Source organism: Oceanirhabdus sp. W0125-5, from assembly GCF_027938815.1.
In the GTDB taxonomy this organism is placed as follows: Bacteria; Bacillota; Clostridia; order Clostridiales; family Clostridiaceae; genus Oceanirhabdus.
In genome coordinates, this window is the sequence record NZ_CP115913.1 from 2885579 (window position 1) to 2906459 (window position 20881).

Consider the following 20881-nt stretch of genomic DNA (forward strand, 5'->3'; position numbering starts at 1 on the left):
TTTGGCCATTTATTATTTCTATAATAATAAATGTTGGTATAATATATAAGAGAATAAAATTTAGGAGGGTAATATGGGGAAGAGTATTGTTGTTTATTATTCATTTGAGGGAAGTACTAAGCGGTTAGCTGAGAAACTTTCGAAAGAATTGAAATGTGAGTGTTTAGAGCTAAAAGCAATAAAAGAGATTAAAACTAGAGGTTTTTTTAAGTATGTATGGGGCGGTAGACAGGCTGTTATGAAAAAAGCACCTGATTTAAATCCGTATGAACTAAAACTTGAAAATTATGAAAATATCATAATAGGGACACCAGTATGGGCAGGAACAATAGCGCCACCTATTAGAACTTTTCTTAAAGATGAAAATATTAAAAACAAAAAAATTGCTTTTTTCTGTTCACATGAAGGGGGAAAAGGAAAGGTATTTGAGAAGTTTAGAGAATTAATTAAAGAAAGTAATTCAATAATTACCTTTAAAGATATTGTAAAGCCATTATCAGATGTTGATTCTACTAACAATGAAATAATTAAATGGGGAAAAGAACTTAAGAAGATGTTGTAGAGAGGATGAAAAGATTGAGTAAAACAATAGGATTCATAGGATGCGGAAATATGGGAAGTGCTATGGTAGGTGGAATGATAAAATCAGGAAACATAGATAAAAAGAATATTTTTATTTTCGATCATAGCAGTAAAAAATCTTCATATTTAAAAGAAATATATGGAATAAATATTGTAAAATCCAACAAGGAAATTGCAAGTGAGTGTGAGATTATTATTTTAAGTGTTAAACCTAATATTTATAAAGAGGTTATAGAAGAAATAAGAGATATAGTAGATGAGAAAAAAATTGTTGTTACTATTGCAGCAGGGCAAACAATTGCTGATGTAGAAAAGATGTTCAATAAACCTGTGAGAATTATTAGAACCATGCCAAATACTCCAGCACTTGTAGGTGAAGGAATGAGTGCTCTTTGTAAAAATGAGTTGGCTACAAAAGAAGATTTAGAAGATATAAAAGTATTATTTGAGTCTTTTGGAGAAGCAGAGATTATTAAAGAGGACCTTATTGATGCTTTTATAGCAGTAAGTGGTTCATCCCCAGCATATGTGTTTATGTTTATAGAAGCTTTAGCTGATGGAGCTGTTCTAGAAGGTATGCCAAGGGACAAAGCCTATAAAATGGCATGTCAGGCTGTATTAGGATCAGCAAAAATGGTGATGGAGAGTGGCGAACATCCAGGAAAATTAAAAGATAATGTTTGTTCACCTGGTGGGACAACCATTGAAGCAGTTGCAGAATTAGAGAGTAAAGGATTTAAATCTGCAGTTATATCAGCTATGAGAAAATGTGCACATAAATCTAGATATATGAAGTAAGATAAATTTCAAGCAAAATATATAGCCTGTATCTTGAACTTTTAGGTAATTATGATACAGGCATAATTTTTTATTGTTACTATATAAATACCTGATGTTTTTATTAGGGAGATAATATTTAAATTATTATATGCCTTAATGTTATAAATAAAAATGTTTGGAATTAACATAGTCACACATTAGGCTAATTTTAAATATTTTGTTTTTAATCAATAAATTATCAGCCTATAAAAATCACATTACACCAATTAATAATAGTATGAAATACTGTTGGTGCCACAATAGAGTTATATTTTGAATAAAGAAAATTAAATACAATATGCCATAAAAATGTACATAAAAGTGTAATGTAGTTATTTGAAATAAATTCTGAAAATCCCATGTTTCCTACGGTCATCCGATAAGGAATATGCATAGACATAAACATAAATGCCGTTATAAGTAGCGGAAGTATAGGTTTTTTGATAATACCATAAATTCTAGTCTGAATGAATCCTCTAAAAATGATTTCTTCTACAAGAGCTATTACAAAAAAGAAATATCCAAATTTTAAAATTAGTTTTGAAATAGCATTAAACTGATAGCCACATGAAATTCCGTAAATTAGATTAATAATAAGAAGAACTGCTGACAGAGATAATCCTAAAATTAGAGATTTAAGTAAATTCTTTTTTCCAAAACCAATTGTTTTTAAGGGTTGTTTTCGAACTAATACGCACAAAATACAAAATATTGCTAATATGAAATTAATCTGATAACTTAAATTTAAATTTCGTTTAGTTTCTATTATGCCTATTACATAATAAAAAATCATAACTAATAAGTAACTTACAATTGCTAAAACACCATCTTTATGGTCATATTTCTTTAATGAATCTTTATATTCATTATCACTTTTAAAAAATGTTAAAATAATATCCATAGATATCTCCTCCTTAACAATATAAATATTTATAGTTAGTAATTTAAAACCATTACCATACAACATATTACTATTATTAAGTTTAAATTATTCTTTTTTAGCAATGTTATCATAAACTGATTATTCTGATGTGTTATTAAAATAATTCCGTGATTTTACCACGTAATAGTGCTAAATTGATATTTCTTTTGATATATGTTACTTTTTAATAGGTATAATATTTTAAATTTTAAGAAAATAAAAATGTTACTGAATAAGGTGGTGCGTTTATGAAAGAGATTAGATGGCATGGAAGAGGGGGACAAGGCTCCTTTACAATTGCTAGATTATTAGGACAGGCTGCTTCGGTATATGGTGGGCAGTATGCTCAAGCATTTCCATCATTTGGACCTGAGAGAAGAGGAGCTCCTGTTCTGGGATTTACTAGAATTAGTGAAACAAAAATTACTGATAGAAGTGAAGTGCTTACATGTGATTATGTAGTTGTGCTTGATGAAACACTGTGGGGACCAGCGGTTGTTGCAGGTTTAAAAGAAGATACTATAATAATCATAAACACAGAGACACCAGAAAAATATTTAGGACAAGTTGAGAATAAAATTGTTACAATAGAGGCTACAAGCCTTGCGCTGGAGGTACTAGGAAAACCAATTACTAATACTGCTATGTTAGGTGCACTTGTGGCTATTTCTGAAGTTGTTTCTTTAGATGATTGTAAAAATGCAATAAAGGATACTTTAAAAGCGTCCGTTTCAGAGAAGAATATTGAGCTAATTCAGAAGGCATATGATGCTGTTAAAGAAGCGTAAGGAGGAGTTTAGAGAGATGGATAGACCTAAGGTTAATAAAGATTGGAAAGAACCAGAGAGAATATCGAAATACCCTGTAGGCTCCACATGTGATGGAGGAACATTAGTAACTATTAATGCGGGTTGGAGAGTTGTAAGACCAGTAATTGATCAAGAAAAATGTGTTAATTGTTTAAAATGCTTTCTTCTATGTCCTGATGGAGTTATTAGCAAAGGTGAAGAGCAACTTACAATAGATTATGATTATTGTAAAGGGTGCGGAGTTTGTGCTTATGAGTGTAAGCTAGGTGCTATTGATATGGTAAAGGAGGAGAAATAGATGGGAAGAAGAGCGTTTATTTGCGGAAATGATGCTGTAGCTGAAGGTGTAAGATTATCAAGACCACATGTAATATCAGCATACCCAATAACTCCTCAAACAATTGCAGTTGAAAGACTTGCTGATTTTGTTGAAGATGGGTCATTAAAGGCTGAATATATGCATGTTGAATCAGAACATAGTGCCATGGCTTGTGCTATGGGTGTAAGTTCAGTGGGAGCGAGAGCTTTTACAGCTACTTCATCTCAAGGATTGTTATATATGGCAGAATGTTTACCATATGCAAGTGGTGCGAGAATGCCGATAGTAATGATGAATGCTAATAGATCTATTGCAACACCATGGAATATTTATGGTGATCAGATGGATTCTATGTTCTTATTAAATTCAGGGTGGATTCAAATGTATGTAGAAGATGCTCAAGAAGCATTGGATATGATGATACAGGCATATAGAATTGCAGAAACAGAAGAAGTTATGACTCCAATGATGGTTAACCTCGATGGATTTGTATTAACTCATACTTATGAGGTTGTTGATATACCTGATCAAAAAGATGTTGATGAGTTCCTACCACCAATCAATATGCCAGAAAGTAAGATGGATTTGAATGATCCAAAGAGTTTATGTATTACAGCTGGTAATGATTGGAATATGGAATTTAAAATTAAGCAGGAATTGGATATGCAGAATTCTGTACATACAATTGAAGCTGTTGATAAAGCCTTTGGAGAGAAGTTTGGAAGATACTATGGAGGACTTCTTGAAGAGTATAGATGTGAAGATGCTGAAGTTATCTTAATAACTACTGGTTCAGTAACTGGTACATCAAGAATTGTTGTAGATGACTTAAGAAACCAGGGCAAAAAAGTAGGATTATTAAAATTAAGATATCTTAGACCTTTCCCTGCTGAGAAGATTAGAGAAGCAGTTAAGAATGCTAAGGTTATTGGTGTAGTGGATAAAAACATTTCATTTGGATATGAGGGAACTATTTTTACTAATGTTAACTCTGCTCTTGTTACTATGGATAAACATCCGAAGTCTTTAAATTTCATTGCTGGAATTGGTGGAAGAGATATTGGTAAGAATCATATTGAAGACATGTTCCAAAGTATGATGAATGTTTCTGAAGGAAAAGAAGAAGAGAGAATTCAATACATGAATGTGAGGTGTGAAAAATAATGATGGATAAGAAACCTATCAATGCTAGAACACTTACGAATAAAGAGTATTTCTATGGACATAAAGCTTGTGGTGGATGTGGTGAGAGTTTAGCTGTTAGATTAGCTTTAAAAATACTCGGTGAGAGAACATTTGCATCATTACCTGCAGGATGTATGTCTGCTGTATCTTTTATTTATCCTCAAATGGCATTTAGAAATAATGCTATAATCACACCATTTGCTTCAACTGGAGCTGTGGCATCAGGTGTAGCAGCAGGACTAAAAGCTCTTGGTATAAAAGATGCTTATTCTATTGGTTTTGCTGGTGATGGAGGAACAGCAGATATTGGTTTACAATCATTATCAGGAGCAATAGATAGAAATGATAAGATGATTTATATATGTAACGATAACGAAGCATATATGAATACTGGAATACAGAAGAGTGGGTTAACTCCTTACGGAAGTAAGACTACTACTTCACCAGCAGGAGAAAATATTCCTGGTGCTCAAAATATGAAAAAGAATATGTTTGAGATTGTTGCAGCTCATGATATTGCATATGCAGCTACTGCAAGTATTGGATATCCAGAAGATTTTATGAGAAAAGTTGAAAAGGCTAAGGAAGTTGAAGGTACTTCTTATATTCATATATTAGCTCCATGTCCAACAGGATGGGGGCATGCAACAAATATAACTATATCATTAGCTAAAGAAGCAGTAGATTGTGGTCTTTGGTATTTAGCTGAATATGAAAATGGAGAATTCAAGTTAAATAAGAATCCTAAAGAATTCACTCCTATCGAAAGTTACTTGAAAAAGCAGAGCAGATTCAAGCACCTAGGTGAAGAAGACATAAAAGTTATTGAGAAACATAGAGACTACAAATGGGAAAAAATCAGAAAGAATTGGATATAATTTATTAAATTTAATAAATAACAATAAAACCACCCTTGGGGTGGTTTTATTGTTATTTATGGAATTTTTTATAAAAAGGTATTTACAATTGGAAAAAATAGGTGTATTATATAACTGTACTAAGTATATTAATACGGTTAATACAAATAATACAGTATAGATATTATTATGAAAGGAGGTATTTTATGGTCCAAGTGGATTTTAGAAGTAGAGTGCCAATATATGAACAGTTAGTGGAAAAGTATAAAGAACTAATCATTAAGGGGATTTTAGTGGAGGATGAAAAATTACCATCTGTTAGAACTTTATCAAAAGAACTAGGAATAAATCCAAATACAATTCAAAAAGCTTATAGAGAACTTGAGAGGCAAGAATATATTTATTCCATCAAAGGAAAGGGGAGTTATGTAATGGTTAGACAGGAGCGTAAAAATAATGAAGAGAAAAATAAAATTAAAGATGAACTTAAAAAGATTATGGCCCATGCTATGTACAGTGGGATTACTTTTGATGAGATAAAGAATTTAATGGATGAGGTTATGAAGGAGAGGGGAATTTAATTTGATCAGGGGAAAAGGGATATATAAGAGTTTTGACGAAAATAAAGTTCTTAAAGGGGTAGATATAAATATTCATAAAGGATCAATTTATGGATTGGTAGGAGAAAATGGGTGCGGAAAATCAACCCTATTAAAGATTTTAAATGGTATATACCATTGCGATAAAGGAGTTGCAACATGGTGTAATGAAGGGATATTTGAGAATCCTGAAATAAAAGAAAAAATATTTTTTATGAATGAAGCGGTATACAATTTTTTTGGTTTCTCAGTTAAATCTATGGCAAAATTTTTATCAACACAGTATAAGAGTTTTTCATGGGAAAGATTTAAGGAGTTAGAAGGGAGTTTTAAATTTTCATCTTCTAAAAAAATGAATAATTTATCAAAAGGTCAGAAGAAACAAGCTATGTTTTGGATTGCATTTTCCTTAAGACCTGAGGTTATGATATTGGATGAACCTTTAGATGGATTAGATCCAATGATAAGAAAAAGAATAAAAGAGATGATTATAAATGAAACAGCGGATAGAGAAATGACAACAATAATATCTTCACACAACCTTTTAGAGCTTGAAGATTTATGTGATCACATTGGCATACTTAGTAATGGAAAGATAATAATTGAAAAGGATCTTGATGAACTAAAAATGGACATTAATAAGGTTCAGTATGTTTGTGATTCGGAAGATTATAATTTTTTAGAAGATGATAGGTTTGAAGTTTTAAGTACAGAAAAAAGAGGGAAGTTTAAAATAGCAATAGTAAGAGGATATAGAGATGAAATAATTGATAAATTAGAATATTCCAAGGTTGGTTTCTATGATATTATGCCATTAACTCTGGAAGAGATATTTATTGCAGAATTGGAGGGGAAAGAATATGAATACGAAAAAATCATGGTTAGATAAAGGATTAATTATAAATGATCTTAAGCGGTATTGGTGGGCTATGGCATTATTCAGTTTAGGAATGATATTTTTTGTGGTTTTTCCAATTTCAACATTAAATATTAATGAACATTTAAGTTTAAATAAAATAAACAAGTATTTATTCAACGAGTTTGTTTATATAATTACCATTGGTGTAAGTTTTTTAGTTTCAATCTTAGTATTTAGTTTTATGAATAGGAAAGGTAGCAGTGAGTTCATATATTCATTACCTCTTACTAAGAAGACAATATTTTTATCCAAGTATTTATCTGGCTTACTAATGATAGTGATTCCATCAAGTATAGCATATCTGTTAGTGATTGTTATTATGTGGGTTAAGGGGCTATATTCTGTTATAAACATACTATTTCTTATTAAAGTGATACTTCTTTTTATGTTGATTTCTGTATTATCATATACCATAACAACTGCAATAAGTATGTTAACATCTTCATCAATTGCTGCTGGAGTATTCTCTTTTATATATCTGTATTTACCCTCTGGATTAAAAAGAATTGTTGAGTCCACCTTAAGCTTATGGATATACGGATATACAGGAAACGTTAATGGTCTAAAAGTAAATAATATATATTTTGGGATGGCGGAAAGATTGAACCCTCTTTCGAATAATAAAGTACTAGGATTGAGGCATCTTGATGTTAATTATTATTTAACAAGTGGGTTATTAATTAATTTCCTTTTGTGCATACTAGGATATTTAATTATTTCATACATTTTATTTAACCATAGAAAATCAGAAGCAGTTGGAAACATGATAGCTTTTAAATGGTTTAGACCAATATTAAAGTATGGATTTACTTTATGTATTATGATTACATCATTGTTATTTTTACAACATAACTATATTGAGAGAGGGTTTGGTTTTAAAATAGGAGTTTATTTAATTACAAGTGCAATTGCATATTGTATAGCTGTATGCTTTATTGAGAAGTCGGTTAGCGGGATATTTAAGAAAAATAATCTTAAAGGATTAGGTATATATTCCTTGATTGTGTTTATTGGGTTTTATGGGGTATGGAATAACATATTTGGGATACAAGAACTAAATGTAAATGCAAGTGAAGTAGAATATATTCATATAAATCTTGATGTTAATGGACGTTTAGGAGACATTCAGATTGATCTAAAAGATAAAGAGTTGATAAAAGAGTCATTAAATTTTAAGGATTATCTTATGAAGAATAGAAATAAATATTTGAATTCAGAAGAGGATATTGGGCGAATTGAGTATATTATAGTTAATAAGGGCGAATTAAGTGAATGGGTACAATATGACTTTAATGATCAATTATTAAATCATGATTTTATCCAGAATTTATATGTAAGTAAAGAAAATAAAAGTAGGATTTATGGAGGAGTAACAAGTGGACAAGATGTAAATTATATAAAAATAGCGAAAGGATATGATGCATTTAGTCCCAATAGATTTATTTCAGAATATAAAATATTAGACAGAAATATTATAAATCAATTGACTAAGGCAATTAAAGAGGATGTTGATGGATTTGAACTAGAGGACTTAATGGATCCAGATGTTATTGGAAGAATAAAACTCTTTGGAGATAGTGAGAATGAAGGAATAAGCATAACTATCACAAATAGCTATAAAAACACAATAAACAAACTTAAAGAATTAAATTTATTTGATAAAATTTATTTATCAACTGATGAGATAGAAAAAATAGAGATATATGCTAGGGATAGTAATGATTATAGAGAAATTACAGTTACAGAACAAATTATCATGGAAGAATTAATAAAAGAAGGGTTTAAAAATGAATATGATTCATATTATGGCAACTACTCATATTCTTTTAACCTATATTTAAAAGATGGAAGAATACTTGGTAAATATATATTAATAGAAGATGGATTGTCAGAAAAAATTAAGGAACTTCTAATTAAATAAAAGAGGTTGTCTGAAAATAATACTCTTTTGAAAGGTTATTATATTTGCGTTAAAAAAAGTGCACTCTGAGTAACTTGCTTTTGGTATATAATTCAAGAATGCTTAAACTTAAAATATTTGAATAAACTGCATTCAAAAAACAGAATTGTAGATGTGTTAGTACTTTGTCTTGTGGGTTTAAAAAGAAAATTAATTGATTTTAATAAAAGATATAAAAATAAGTCATTGGTTTAATTGGTGATGATTTTAATTATAAATTAAATGATATATTAATTATTCTGTAAAGCTATATTTACAATATAATGCAAAATGTGTTACAATAACATAAATTGTAACAAAATACAGTAAGGAGAATTACAGAATGGAACAATCATATTTTATGAAAATCTACAAAAAACGATGGTTTTACAGGTTTATAACATTAGGGTGTTTAATGCTAGTGATTATAGGTTTATTAGGTATGGGAGGGTATACTTACAATAATAATATTAATAATCCAGTAATGGTTGAGACTAATGAAGATTATTACGATGCAGTTGAAAAAGACAGCTATGTTCAAATATCTTCCAAAGAGATATATGATTTAGGCATTGTAAAGACAAGAAGCAGACGAAAATTGGGTATAAAAATATCAGAAACAAAAATGTATTATATGGCTTTAGAGTTAGAGGGAAGACTTCTTACAATATCTCTTCCAGAAAAGATTTATGAAGAAATAAATAAGCAACAAACAGGTCCATATTTGATTAAAGGTGAATTTAAAGAATATTCTTCTAAAGATTTTGAATATATTAGAAATTCTCTTATAGAAGATGGATTAACTGTTAAAGAGGTAGATACATTGTTATATTCAAATTATTTGGATTATATGACGCCACTCGACTCAGTTTCTAGTTATCTTATTTTTTCGGGTTTAATTATGGTAGTAATATTAGTGGTATTTATTCCAATTATTCGTAAAAATTCTACTGCTTTAAAAAGTCTTAAAAAGTATTCTAATGGTAACCTTGAGAAAATCCTTCAACAGATTGATAATGAAATTGAATTATCAGGTGTATATAAAAATAAACCATTTACAATAACACGAAGTTTTCTTATTGTTGAAAGTAATCAGATTGTATTTGCACTTCCCTTGAGTGAACTTATGTGGGTTTACAAAAGTACAGTTAAGAATAAAACAGGTAAAAAATTTCATAGTTTAGTATTTGTTTTTTCTGATAAGGGAAAATATAAAGTTGATTTAAATGGAAAGATTCAAATAATAGATGAAACTATAAAATTTATTTCAGAGAATTGCTCTGCTCCTATCATTGGATACTCTGAGGAGTTAGACAAGCTATTCAAAAAAAATCCTGATGAATTTATAAAACAGTGGAAGATGAACAGAGATATTAATGATAATAAATAAAGTACAGTGTTATATACTGATTTTTTAAACAAGCTAAAAAAACTAAGACCATCAACCTATTTATAATCAAAGATTAAAGGTTGATGGTTTTAATTTATTCGAAATTAATATAATAACTATTTTATTTCATAAACTTTCTAGCAAGCTTTATTTTATTATTATAAGGAGGAAACGGTAACTTAGATTTAATTTTTGTACTCTTTTTCATAATACTCTTTTTATGTGAGAAGGTTAAGAAACTCTCATATCCATGATAAGATCCCATACCACTGAGCCCATTACCACCAAAAGGTAGATTTACATTGGTAATGTGAGATATCACATCATTTACACATCCCCCACCGTAATGAATTGAATCAATCAGTTTATCTATTTTATATTGATCCTCTGTGAAAAAATATGCTGCCAGAGGTCTTTGTCTACAATTGATTTCACGAATAACAGCGTTAAGATCTGAAAATTCAATAATTGGAGCTATTGGACCAAATATTTCCTCACTCATAACTTTATCCTCAAAAGTTATATTGTCCATTATAGTTGGAGAAATAAATAATTTTTCTATATTATGATTTCCGCCATAAACAATCTTATCTTTATCTAAATAGGCTATAATTCTGTTAAACTGCTTTTCAGTGACTATCCTGCCGTAATCAGGTGATGAACTTGCATCATTGCCATAGAATGATTCTATAGCGTGAATCATCTCATGGATGAATTTTTCTTTCACATCTTTATGTACATATAAATAATCAGGTGCTATACATGTTTGACCACAGTTTAAGAATTTACCCCATGCAATTCTTTGAGCGGCTACTTCAATATTTGCATCATCACAAACTATTACTGGACTCTTTCCACCTAACTCTAGTGTTAGAGGGGTTAAGTTTTTTGAAGCATGTTCCATTATGATTTTACCAACACCGATACTTCCAGTGAAAAAAATATAATCTACACCACTAGAAATTATTTCTAATACTTCATTGTTTCCACCAGTTAAAAATTTAATATATTTCTCATCAAAGTTATCAATAATTAATTTTTTTATAATTTCAGATGTATGGTATGTAGTTGCTGAAGTTTTTAGTAATACTGTGTTACCTCCAGCTATGGCACCGATAAGAGGAATCATAGTTAGATTAAAAGGATAGTTCCATGGTGAAGCTATAAGAACAGTACCTTTAGGTTCATAGTGTATAAATGATTTGCCACCTGCTTGAAAGAGCGGGGTAGAAACCTTTTTGTCTTTCATCCAGTCTTTTAAATGTTTTATAGCAAAGTTCACTTCTTCATAAACAGTCCCAATTTCAGAAGTGTATGCTTCAAATTCACATTTTCCTAAATCCTCTTTTAAAGCTCTCATAATGAGCTCTTCATTATTTTTAATAGAAGCCTTTAATTTCTTAAGAGAATTAATTCTAAACTCATACGAGAGGGTTTCACCATTTAGAAAATAATCTTTTTGGCTATTTAAGAAATCATCAACAGACATAAAAACACCACCTTAAATTTACAATAAATTCTATATACTATTATATATTATACATCTTTTTTCTTAAAGTAACCTAAATTTTACAAAAAAATATGGAAAAATTAATATTTTTCATTGTTGTATGATAAGGAGATGATTGATAGAATAGAAATATACTGAGAGGGGGAGTTGTTTTGAGATATGAAGGTGCGGTGTATAGACCGCCTAGTGAAGCAAAAAGTCTGATAATCCAAGTTGCCATTGGATGTTCCCATAATAAATGTACATTCTGTTCAATGTATAAAGAAAAGAAATTTAGAATAAAAGATATAAATACAATAAAGAAAGAATTAAGAGAAGCAAGAAATATTTACAGTTCTGTTAGAAGAATATTTTTAGCTGATGGAGATGCTCTAATACTAAAAACATCTGATCTAAAAGAAATTCTTCTAGAGATTAGAGAACTATTTCCAGAGTGTGAGAGGGTTTCATCATATGCAACTCCAAGAGATATAATTAATAAGAGTTATGAAGACTTAATGATACTTAAGGAATACGGATTAGAGATGTTATATATGGGTATTGAATCAGGAAGTAATGAAATACTAAAAACTATTAATAAAGGGGTTACCGCTGAAGAAATTATTAATGCAGGAAGAAAAGCCACTGAATCTGGTATGAAACTATCAGTCACACTGATATCAGGTATTGGTGGAGTTGATAGATGGAAAGAACATGCTCTAGAATCAGCAAAGATTATTTCAGCAATTAATCCTGATTATGTAGGGTTATTAACATTAATGGTTGAAGAGGGCACGGAGCTTCAAAAGAAGATTAGTAGGGGAGAGATGAGATTATTAAATCCACAAGAAGTTATGGCTGAGACATATGAATTTTTAAAACATCTTGAAGTATCGGAATGTATATTCCGAAGCAACCATGCATCTAATTATGTCCCACTGGGTGGAACTCTCAATAAAGATAAAGAAAAAATTCTACAAGTATTGGAATTATACTTAAATGGAGAAGGATATTTTAAAGATGAAAGATTTAGATCCTTATAAAAACCATAATGAATAATTGATAATGTATAATGGAAAATGTTTGACATTTCTCTTCGAGAAATCTAAATCTTATTTAACAATCAACAATAAGATTTAACTTGTTTCAAAAATTAATATAATATAAATATGATTCTAAAAATAGTCTATCATAATAACATACTACCATCATAACAAACATAATCAATATTATTCTGTATTATTTATGTGATTAACGAAATAATAAATATGAATAATTTTAAGGAGGAGTAATGATGGATACAGCAATGTTCTGTTATCAATGTGAACAGACTGCAGGATCAAAAGGATGTACAAAAGTTGGTGTCTGCAGTAAGGCTCCAGATACTGCTAAAATGCAAGATGTACTTATTTTACAGTTAAAAGGTTTGGGATATTATTGTAATGAATTTGTAAAAAAAGGTGAAGAAATTTGGAGAGAGACAGCTGATTTTATTATGGAAGGATGTTTTGCAACATTAACTAATGTCAACTTTGATAATGAAAGATTTCTTCAATACATAAAAAGAGCAAATCATATGAAAAAATGTATTATCGAAAAATTTGGTAGTGAAGGAGCACCAGAAGGTGCAGATTTTATGGCACCTGAAACTATTGAAGAAATATTAGCATTACCTGATATGCCTAATTTAGGGGTTATGGATGATGAGAATCTTGATATGGATATTAGATCCTTAAGAGAAATGCTAATTTATGGATTAAAAGGGATGAGTGCATATGCACATCATGCTTTTGTTCAAGGTGGATTTGATAAAGAAGTAGTAAATGGTATGGCAAGATTCTTGGGAGAAACATTAAGAAAAGATATTACTGTTGAAGAATTGTTTAACTTAAATATGGAACTTGGAAAATGTAATTTAAAGTGTATGGAAGTATTGGATAATGCCAATACTGGAAATTACGGGCATCCAGAACCAACTGAAATGTTGGTTACTAAAAAGAAAGGTCCATTCATTGTTGTATCTGGTCACGATCTTAGAGATTTAAAAGAATTGTTAGAGCAAACAGAAGGCAAAGGGGTTAATATCTATACTCATGGTGAAATGCTTCCAGGTAATGCATACCCTGAGTTAAAGAAACATAAACATTTGATTGGTAATTTCGGAGGAGCTTGGCAGGAGCAACAAAAAGAATTTGATAATTTACCAGGGTGTATTCTTATGACATCAAACTGTCTTATGAAACCTAGAGATAGTTATAAAGATAGATTATACACAACGAGCATAGTTGGATGGGAAGGCGTTAAGCATATAGAGTATAACGAAGACCAACCAAAAGATTTTTCTGAAATGATAAATCAAGCTATTCAACTAGGTGGATTCAAAGAAGATGAACCTGAGAAGAGAATAACAGTTGGATTCGGAAGAAATGCAGTATTAAGTAATGCTGAGGCAATCATAGAAGCTGTTAAGGGTGGCAAGATTAGACACTTCTTCTTAGTTGGTGGATGTGATGGAGCAAGACCGGGAAGAAATTATTATACTGAATTTGCAGAAAAAGCTCCTGATGACACAATAATCTTAACTCTTGCTTGTGGTAAATTTAGATTTAATATGCTTAATCTAGGAACTGTTGCAGGATTCCCTAAGGTACTTGATGTGGGGCAATGTAATGATGCATACGGTGCAATTCAAATTGCATTAGCATTAGCAAATGCTTTTGAATGTGATGTAAACGAATTACCATTATCATATATAATCTCATGGTATGAGCAGAAAGCTGTTGTTGTTCTACTGACAATGTTATCTTTAGGATTAAAAAATATTTATTTAGGGCCAACATTACCAGCATTTATTACACCGAATATTTTACAAGTGTTAGTAGATAAATTCGGTATTGGGCCGGTGTCAACACCTGAAAAAGATCTTGAGAAAATTTTAGGTAATAATTAGATTTTATTTTTAATTATAGAGTATCAATCAGTTATTTAAATAATATATTATTAGAACCTCCCATATATTTATTATGGGAGGGTTTTTAATGAAATCAGTTATTTATTTATTATCAGGTTTTTTTATATTAAATATTACTATAAGGATGGCTAGAGGTGATGTGAAAGTTAGAGAAAAAAAGACAAAAAGTTTTATTGGTATTTTAATAATTATTATAATAACATTCATTATATGCGAAAGTATATGATGAATTTTTTTTGGAAAGAAAATCATATGATTTATGTGAAAATACATTATAATAGATATTATATTTTCAAAGATTTAGTCATTATGATAAAATTAATAGAGAAGCTTATTATAATCGAGGTGAAGAAATTGAAGAGATTTGATGAGAGAGATCATATGTTTTCAAGAATGAACTATAAAAAGGGTACTAAAGAGTATGAAGATTATTATAAAAGGCATCCAGAGTTAAAAAACATTGATGATGACCTTAGAGAAATGCCTGAATTAGGTGGAGAAGGAACTGTTACCTTTTCTAATATAAATTCACCTATTATAAATGCAAATTTTAGGTTCTTGAGTGATATAAAAGAACTTAGTGAAGGGAATATTAATGAAGTTAAACAAGAAATAGATGTTGAAAAGATGAACTTTAAGTTGAAAGAGTTAGCACAGATTTATGGCAGCGACCTTATTGGTATATGTGAAATGAAAGAAGAATTTTATTACTCTCATAGAGGAAGAGAAAGTAAGCATTATGGAAATAAGATTAAAAAATTTCATAAGTATGGAATAGTATTTGCTGTAGAGTTAAAGAAGGATTTTATTATGAGAGCGCCTCAACTTCCAGAAGCTATAGCAACTGTCAAAGGGTATACTGATGTAGGTATTATAGGGATGATATTATCTTATTACATTAGGGAATTAGGATATGATGCTAGGAATCATATGGATGGCAATTATCTTGCAATAGCTCCTCTTGTAGCTGTAGAAGCAGGGTTGGGAGAACTTGGTAGAAGCGGATTGTTAGTAACAAAAGAATTTGGTCCTAGAGTAAGATTAGGGATTGTAACAACGGATATGCCATTAACACCAGATGGGAAAATTGATTTTGGATTACAGAAATTTTGTGAGGAATGTGGATTATGTGCTAGGACATGTCCAGGAAAGTCCATTTCTAAGACTTCAAAGGAAATGGTAGACGGTGTATTAAGATGGAAAATAAATATGGAAGAATGTTATAGACGATGGAGAAGTTTAGGTACAGATTGTGGAATATGTTTATGTAACTGCCCGTTTAGTATGGGAATTGAAATAAATAAAATTGATAGAATTAAAACAAATCCAGAAATTATTAATGATATTATTAAAGAATATAAAGATGAGTATGGTGTTAGACCAATAATTAGGACGAAATTACCAATAGAAGAATAAAATAGGGGGAAATAGGTATGAGAATATACTTAACAAGACATGGGGAAACAGAATGGAATCTTGAAGGAAGACTTCAAGGAAGTTTGAATGCAAATTTAACTCAAAAGGGTATTGAAGAAGCAAGAATGCTAAGTGAAAGATTAGATGATGTAGACTTTGACTTGATATTATCTAGCCCATTAAGCAGGGCGCTTGATACAGCTAATATAATAAAAGGCGAGAAAGATGTTTCCATTATTCCTAATCAAAATCTAAAAGAGATTTATTTTGGACAATGGGAAGGGATGCTGCATAAAGAAATTAACGAATCCCATTATGAGAGATACAATAACTTTTGGACTAATCCGCATTTGTATGAACCTTTAGATGGTGAAGCTTATGATGAATTCATAGGTAGAATTCAAAAGGTTATAGATCAAATCTTGGATCTTAGGGATAAGAAAAATGTTTTAGTAGTTGCTCATGCTGGTGTTGTTAAAGCTTTTTATAAAATATTTAAAAATTTATCATTAAAAGATTTTTGGAGTGAGCCCTTAGTGCACAATACAGCTTTAACAATTATAAATATTGACCAAGACAAAATAGAGTTTGAAATTGAGTGTGATACTTCACATATTGCGTAATAAAACTCAGCAATGGTAATCCATTGCTGAGTTTTATTATAGATAGCGAAGATATCTATTAGGATCAGAAAGGGTCCTCATGAATGGCATTCTTGCAAATCCTTTTGAATATTCGCTTCTATCATTGTATTCATTTTCAATTCTACTTAATTCGTTATTCATTTCTTGTTTTATATTAGAAATCATCAAATTTTCTAATACATGGAACATTAAAAGGATATAAATCATGATGATTATTACGTTTTGAATATTTTATTTTTCTTAAGTGAATCATGAAATCACTCCTTTAATACAGTTAATGATGATTTTTGAGATATGTATACTCCCAAAATAATAATTGAGGCACTAATAATCTTAACAATTGTTAATTCTTCATGTAATATTAATGTTGATAGTATCATAGAAAAAACTGGTACTAGATTGATAAAAATATTAGTTGAGCTTGCTCCTATTTCTTTAATTGAAATCTGTTGAATAAGATATCCGATTATTGAAGCAAAAATGCTCATATAAAGTATAGCTAAATATGTTGATATAGGTGCGGTTACTATCATATGCCAGGGACGTTCATATAATACAAAAGGTATCAAAAATACTGTACAAACAAGAAAACTATAAAATGTTAAATGTATAGGTTTGTATCTATGACAAACCTTCTTGCTAAATACAGAGTATGATGCCCACATAATTACAGCTAGTATCATGTATATATCTCCAATATTAAAATCAAAAACATTGAAAGAAGATAAATTTCCGTTAGTGATTGTTAATATTATTCCAAATATTGAGATGAAGATTCCTAATATTTGTTTAATTGATAACTTGTCACGTAAAAAAAAGATTCCTAGTATAGTTGTAATGATTGGATTGGTTGAACCTATTATTGATGAATTTATTGCTGTTGTATATCTTAATGAATAAAAAAATAAAATGTGGTAACCAAACATACCAATTACTCCTGTGAATAAAAATATTGGAATATCTTCTTTTTTAGGCTTGTACAAAGTCTTTTCTTTAAATTTTATAAATAAAAATAATAAGAAGCTGGCAATTGAAAATCTTAAGAAAGTTAAGGTGAATGGAGAGATGAAGGGTGTTGACAATTTTCCAGCGATAAATGCTCCAGACCAAAAGAATGCAGCTAAAATCATTAAAAGATAACATTTATTAATTCTCATATAATTTCTCCTTAAGTAAATTATCAGTATTTATCCAATTTAAATTATATCAGTTTTTTACACTTGAGGAAATTAGCAATTAAAAAATAAAATTATACAAAAGTCCAAATTATTAAAAATTTTGATTTGAACTTTTGTAACATTATCTTAGAATTATAGAAATCTTTTTTTATTTTCAGAAATTAGTTTACACAAATGATCTGTATAGTTACTTATAGGGGTTGTTCCAGATTTGCCTGCATGTTCACCTATTATATAGATACTTTCGGGGGAAATATCCAGAGATATATATGCTGAAATATCTGTTAATGCATTACCGTAAAAGCTCTCAATAGTTACTCCTTTTGCAACAATACTTTTAAGATATATACTTTTATATATATCTGCATAGGAGGAGGGAATTGCAGTTTCATTAGTATGAAGTATTCCAAAGGGGAAGTTATTTTCTTTAAGCCATTTAAGTGTGTTTGAGATTAACCAGGATGGCCGTGCCGTAAGATAGAGAATATTGTAACCTTTATCTTTATAAAAATTTACAACATTATATGAATCTATATATGCCTTTGGTTTGTAGTTTACATCTAAAAATTCATAAAAACTTTCTTTAATTAATTCCTTATCTGAAATAGTTAAGGTTCCATCAATATCAAAAATAACATAGTCTTCTTTTTCTTTTATAATCTTAATGTACATGTCAGCAGTTGTACAATCCCCTTCTACAACAAACTTAATTAAATAAAGTCCTTTTTTTAGTTTAGTTTCTTCAGGTAAATGGTAGAATATATGTCCATCATTATCTGTTAAAATTCTAGTAATATAAATCCAGGATGAATCGGGTGAATTGAAATCATACATAAAAATTGAAACCCATTCATCTTCTAAATCTTTTCTAAAATCACCATAATGAAATTTCCCCCGAATTAATATAGTGTCTTTTTCAGTAACAATAAGGTCAAAACCATTATGATGAGACTTATGAGATGAAGTGAAGAGGGTATTGTACCAATGTCTAAAGTAGGTCTTTTTTATATCAGGGAATTTTTGGGGGATCAGGTTATAAAAATAATCATGAGCTATGAATGCATTATTATTGTAAGGCAATAATTCCATAAGTACTCCTACATATAAGTGTTTCACTAATAAAATATGATATAGGAAAGTTAATGGAACATATTTTATTAACATAAAATATAAGAAGTAAATTCATAAAAAATATAGTTACTACAGAGTTGTTATGTTTTTTGATAGAACGTAAAGAAATTCTATATTGCCAAAAATAATAAAAAATGTAAAGTGTGTATAAAAATAAACGATAATATAGAAAATACATAGAGAAGAAATCTTAGTATTGGGGGGAAAAAACTATGGAAAAAATCCAGATTATTCACCGTAGGAATATTTTATGTTCAAGAATGTTGATATTAAGTGCTGTTTTAGCAGTCATTGTTTGTATTTTAACACATAAGCCTATAGTTACAACTCTAATTGTAGGTGGTGCTTCATTAGCAGTAATAATTCCTATGATCATATTTACGTCAAAAAAAATATTTATAAAAGGAACTATGTATATAGTTACATTTGGTATACTTATGATATCAACGATGTTAATGATAGGAGTACCTGATATTACAGCATATATTATGGTTTATTACTCATTATTTCTAATATCATTATATCAACAGGTTGTTCCAATTATTATCACAGGACTTGGGTGTATTGGAATTACAAATTATTTTTATATTTTTTATCATGATTTAATGTTTCCTAAAGTAGGAACAAGCGGTTTAATTACATTTAATTTAATTATTGTGTTATGTACAATAATTATATTGTTTCAGTGCAAATTTAGTAATAAATTGCTTGGGGAAGTTCATGATAAAAATAGGGAAACAAATGATACAAAAAATAGAATAGAAGAAATTTTAAATGAAATAAAATTAGGAGTATCAGATTTAAGAAGTTTTAGTAAAATTCTTAAAGAAAATATGACAATTATTGGCCAAGTATCAAGTGCAGTAACAGAGATTTTTAATCAAGTGACCAAGTCGATTGAGGAAGAGGCTAGCGGTGTTGAAGAGATATCATCTTCAGTTAAAAATACGGAAATGGATATGAAGCTAGCATTAGAATCAACAGGAAATATGAGTAATTCATCGGATGATACTGTAAAAGTTATTCAAAATGGAACTTATTTAGTTGATAAATTACAAAAGAATATTGGCGATGTAAATGAGACAGTAGATTTCACAGCAGATTTAATAAATGAGCTTAATGATCAAACAAAACAAATTGGAGAAATTTTAGAAACAATAACTGCAATTGCAGACCAGACAAACCTCTTAGCATTAAACGCATCAATTGAAGCTGCTAGAGCAGGCGAGCATGGAAAGGGATTCACTGTAGTTGCAAATGAAGTTAAAAATTTAGCTGAGGATTCAAGAGTTTCAACTGAAAATATAGGGAATATACTTAGTGTTATTAGAAAGAAAACTGAAGAAATATCAACAGAAATAAGTAAATCAAAGGAATCAGTTAAGATAGGGAAAAAATCTACAGAAGAAGTAAACAAATTATTTAATAAAATCTTAGATAATAGTGGAATTGTTGTTGAAAAATCAAAAGAAGTATTTAATGTAATGGAAGGGATAGAGGATTCCTATAAAGTAGTTGCTAATGAAATAAATGGTATTGCAAAAGTAACTCAAAGTAACTCTAGTTCCATACAAGAAACTTTAGCAAAAGTTGAAGAACAAAGTGAGAAAATATTAAATACTGTGAATCAATTTAATAAACTTGATGAAATGATTTGTAGATTGAATGAAATAGTTGAAAATTAAAAAATACTTTTCTAATTATAAATAAAA

At 29.4% G+C, this 20881-nt stretch carries 21 protein-coding genes; 16 read left to right on the top strand and 5 right to left on the bottom strand.

Annotated elements, in window-relative coordinates; genetic code table 11:
• Positions 1-73 precede the first annotated feature (73 nt).
• A complete protein-coding gene (locus OW730_RS13265) occupies positions 74-562 on the top strand; it encodes a flavodoxin family protein (protein ID WP_271229492.1) in 489 nt (162 codons plus the stop codon).
• A gap of 14 nt (positions 563-576) precedes the next feature.
• Positions 577-1380, top strand: a complete 804-nt coding sequence (gene proC, locus OW730_RS13270) for a pyrroline-5-carboxylate reductase (protein ID WP_271229567.1) — start codon at positions 577-579, stop codon at positions 1378-1380.
• A gap of 220 nt (positions 1381-1600) precedes the next feature.
• On the opposite strand, the gene OW730_RS13275 is transcribed toward proC, so the two are convergent.
• Positions 1601-2302: a CPBP family intramembrane glutamic endopeptidase gene (locus tag OW730_RS13275; RefSeq protein WP_271229493.1), complete on the bottom strand. Its 702-nt coding sequence runs from the start codon at positions 2300-2302 to the stop codon at positions 1601-1603.
• A 269-nt stretch (positions 2303-2571) separates the two neighbouring features.
• Here OW730_RS13275 and OW730_RS13280 point away from each other — a divergent pair, with 269 nt between their 5' ends.
• The 8 genes from OW730_RS13280 to OW730_RS13315 all read left to right on the top strand — a co-directional run bounded on the left by OW730_RS13280 (position 2572) and on the right by OW730_RS13315 (position 10340).
• Positions 2572-3111 (top strand): 2-oxoacid:acceptor oxidoreductase family protein, encoded by a 540-nt coding sequence (locus tag OW730_RS13280; RefSeq protein WP_271224537.1) that lies wholly within the window; start codon positions 2572-2574, stop codon positions 3109-3111.
• A 16-nt stretch (positions 3112-3127) separates the two neighbouring features.
• On the top strand, positions 3128-3430 hold the full coding sequence (locus OW730_RS13285) for a 4Fe-4S binding protein (protein ID WP_271224538.1): 303 nt from the start codon (positions 3128-3130) through the stop codon (positions 3428-3430).
• Positions 3431-4615 carry a transketolase C-terminal domain-containing protein gene (locus OW730_RS13290; protein ID WP_271224539.1) on the top strand — a complete coding sequence of 395 codons (1185 nt, stop codon included), beginning with the start codon at positions 3431-3433 and terminating at the stop codon, positions 4613-4615.
• Positions 4615-5514, top strand: coding sequence for a thiamine pyrophosphate-dependent enzyme (locus OW730_RS13295; protein ID WP_271224540.1), 900 nt, complete (start codon positions 4615-4617; stop codon positions 5512-5514). The genes OW730_RS13290 and OW730_RS13295 overlap by 1 nt, the downstream gene beginning before the upstream one ends.
• Positions 5515-5699: 185 nt before the next feature.
• Complete coding sequence (locus OW730_RS13300; RefSeq protein WP_271224541.1) at positions 5700-6074, top strand: GntR family transcriptional regulator; 375 nt, start codon at positions 5700-5702, stop codon at positions 6072-6074.
• A 1-nt stretch (position 6075) separates the two neighbouring features.
• Positions 6076-6981 (top strand): ABC transporter ATP-binding protein, encoded by a 906-nt coding sequence (locus tag OW730_RS13305; protein ID WP_271224542.1) that lies wholly within the window; start codon positions 6076-6078, stop codon positions 6979-6981.
• The gene (locus OW730_RS13310; RefSeq protein WP_271224543.1) at positions 6953-8932 is read left to right on the top strand and encodes an ABC transporter permease; all 1980 of its coding nucleotides are present in this window, start codon (positions 6953-6955) and stop codon (positions 8930-8932) included. Before OW730_RS13305 ends, OW730_RS13310 begins: the two co-directional genes overlap by 29 nt.
• A 361-nt stretch (positions 8933-9293) precedes the next feature.
• The gene (locus tag OW730_RS13315) at positions 9294-10340 is read left to right on the top strand and encodes a DUF6709 family protein (protein ID WP_271224544.1); all 1047 of its coding nucleotides are present in this window, start codon (positions 9294-9296) and stop codon (positions 10338-10340) included.
• A 121-nt stretch (positions 10341-10461) separates the two neighbouring features.
• Here OW730_RS13315 and OW730_RS13320 read toward each other — a convergent pair whose 3' ends face one another.
• On the bottom strand, positions 10462-11829 hold the full coding sequence (locus tag OW730_RS13320; protein WP_271224545.1) for an aldehyde dehydrogenase: 1368 nt from the start codon (positions 11827-11829) through the stop codon (positions 10462-10464).
• 173 nt (positions 11830-12002) lie between these two features.
• On the opposite strand from OW730_RS13320, the gene OW730_RS13325 reads away from it, so the two are divergent.
• The 5 genes from OW730_RS13325 to OW730_RS13345 all read left to right on the top strand — a co-directional run bounded on the left by OW730_RS13325 (position 12003) and on the right by OW730_RS13345 (position 16839).
• Positions 12003-12872, top strand: coding sequence for a radical SAM protein (locus OW730_RS13325; RefSeq protein WP_271224546.1), 870 nt, complete (start codon positions 12003-12005; stop codon positions 12870-12872).
• A gap of 251 nt (positions 12873-13123) precedes the next feature.
• Positions 13124-14779, top strand: coding sequence for a hydroxylamine reductase (gene hcp, locus OW730_RS13330; protein WP_271224547.1), 1656 nt, complete (start codon positions 13124-13126; stop codon positions 14777-14779).
• Positions 14780-14867: 88 nt separating this feature from the next.
• Positions 14868-15026, top strand: a complete 159-nt coding sequence (locus OW730_RS13335) for a hypothetical protein (protein WP_271224548.1) — start codon at positions 14868-14870, stop codon at positions 15024-15026.
• 83 nt (positions 15027-15109) lie between these two features.
• Entirely contained in the window at positions 15110-16216 is a 1107-nt protein-coding gene (locus OW730_RS13340; RefSeq protein ID WP_271224549.1) for a reductive dehalogenase domain-containing protein, read from the top strand.
• Positions 16217-16233: 17 nt separating this feature from the next.
• On the top strand, positions 16234-16839 hold the full coding sequence (locus OW730_RS13345) for a histidine phosphatase family protein (protein ID WP_271224550.1): 606 nt from the start codon (positions 16234-16236) through the stop codon (positions 16837-16839).
• 36 nt (positions 16840-16875) lie between these two features.
• On the opposite strand, the gene OW730_RS13350 is transcribed toward OW730_RS13345, so the two are convergent.
• The 3 genes from OW730_RS13350 to OW730_RS13360 all read right to left on the bottom strand — a co-directional run bounded on the left by OW730_RS13350 (position 16876) and on the right by OW730_RS13360 (position 19127).
• Positions 16876-17049, bottom strand: a complete 174-nt coding sequence (locus tag OW730_RS13350; RefSeq protein ID WP_271224551.1) for a hypothetical protein — start codon at positions 17047-17049, stop codon at positions 16876-16878.
• Positions 17050-17117: 68 nt separating this feature from the next.
• Positions 17118-18017 carry a DMT family transporter gene (locus OW730_RS13355; protein WP_271224552.1) on the bottom strand — a complete coding sequence of 300 codons (900 nt, stop codon included), beginning with the start codon at positions 18015-18017 and terminating at the stop codon, positions 17118-17120.
• 153 nt (positions 18018-18170) lie between these two features.
• A complete protein-coding gene (locus tag OW730_RS13360) occupies positions 18171-19127 on the bottom strand; it encodes an LNS2 domain-containing protein (protein WP_271224553.1) in 957 nt (318 codons plus the stop codon).
• A gap of 254 nt (positions 19128-19381) precedes the next feature.
• Between OW730_RS13360 and OW730_RS13365 the strand changes: the two genes are divergently transcribed.
• A complete protein-coding gene (locus OW730_RS13365; RefSeq protein WP_271224554.1) occupies positions 19382-20854 on the top strand; it encodes a methyl-accepting chemotaxis protein in 1473 nt (490 codons plus the stop codon).
• Positions 20855-20881 lie beyond the last annotated feature (27 nt).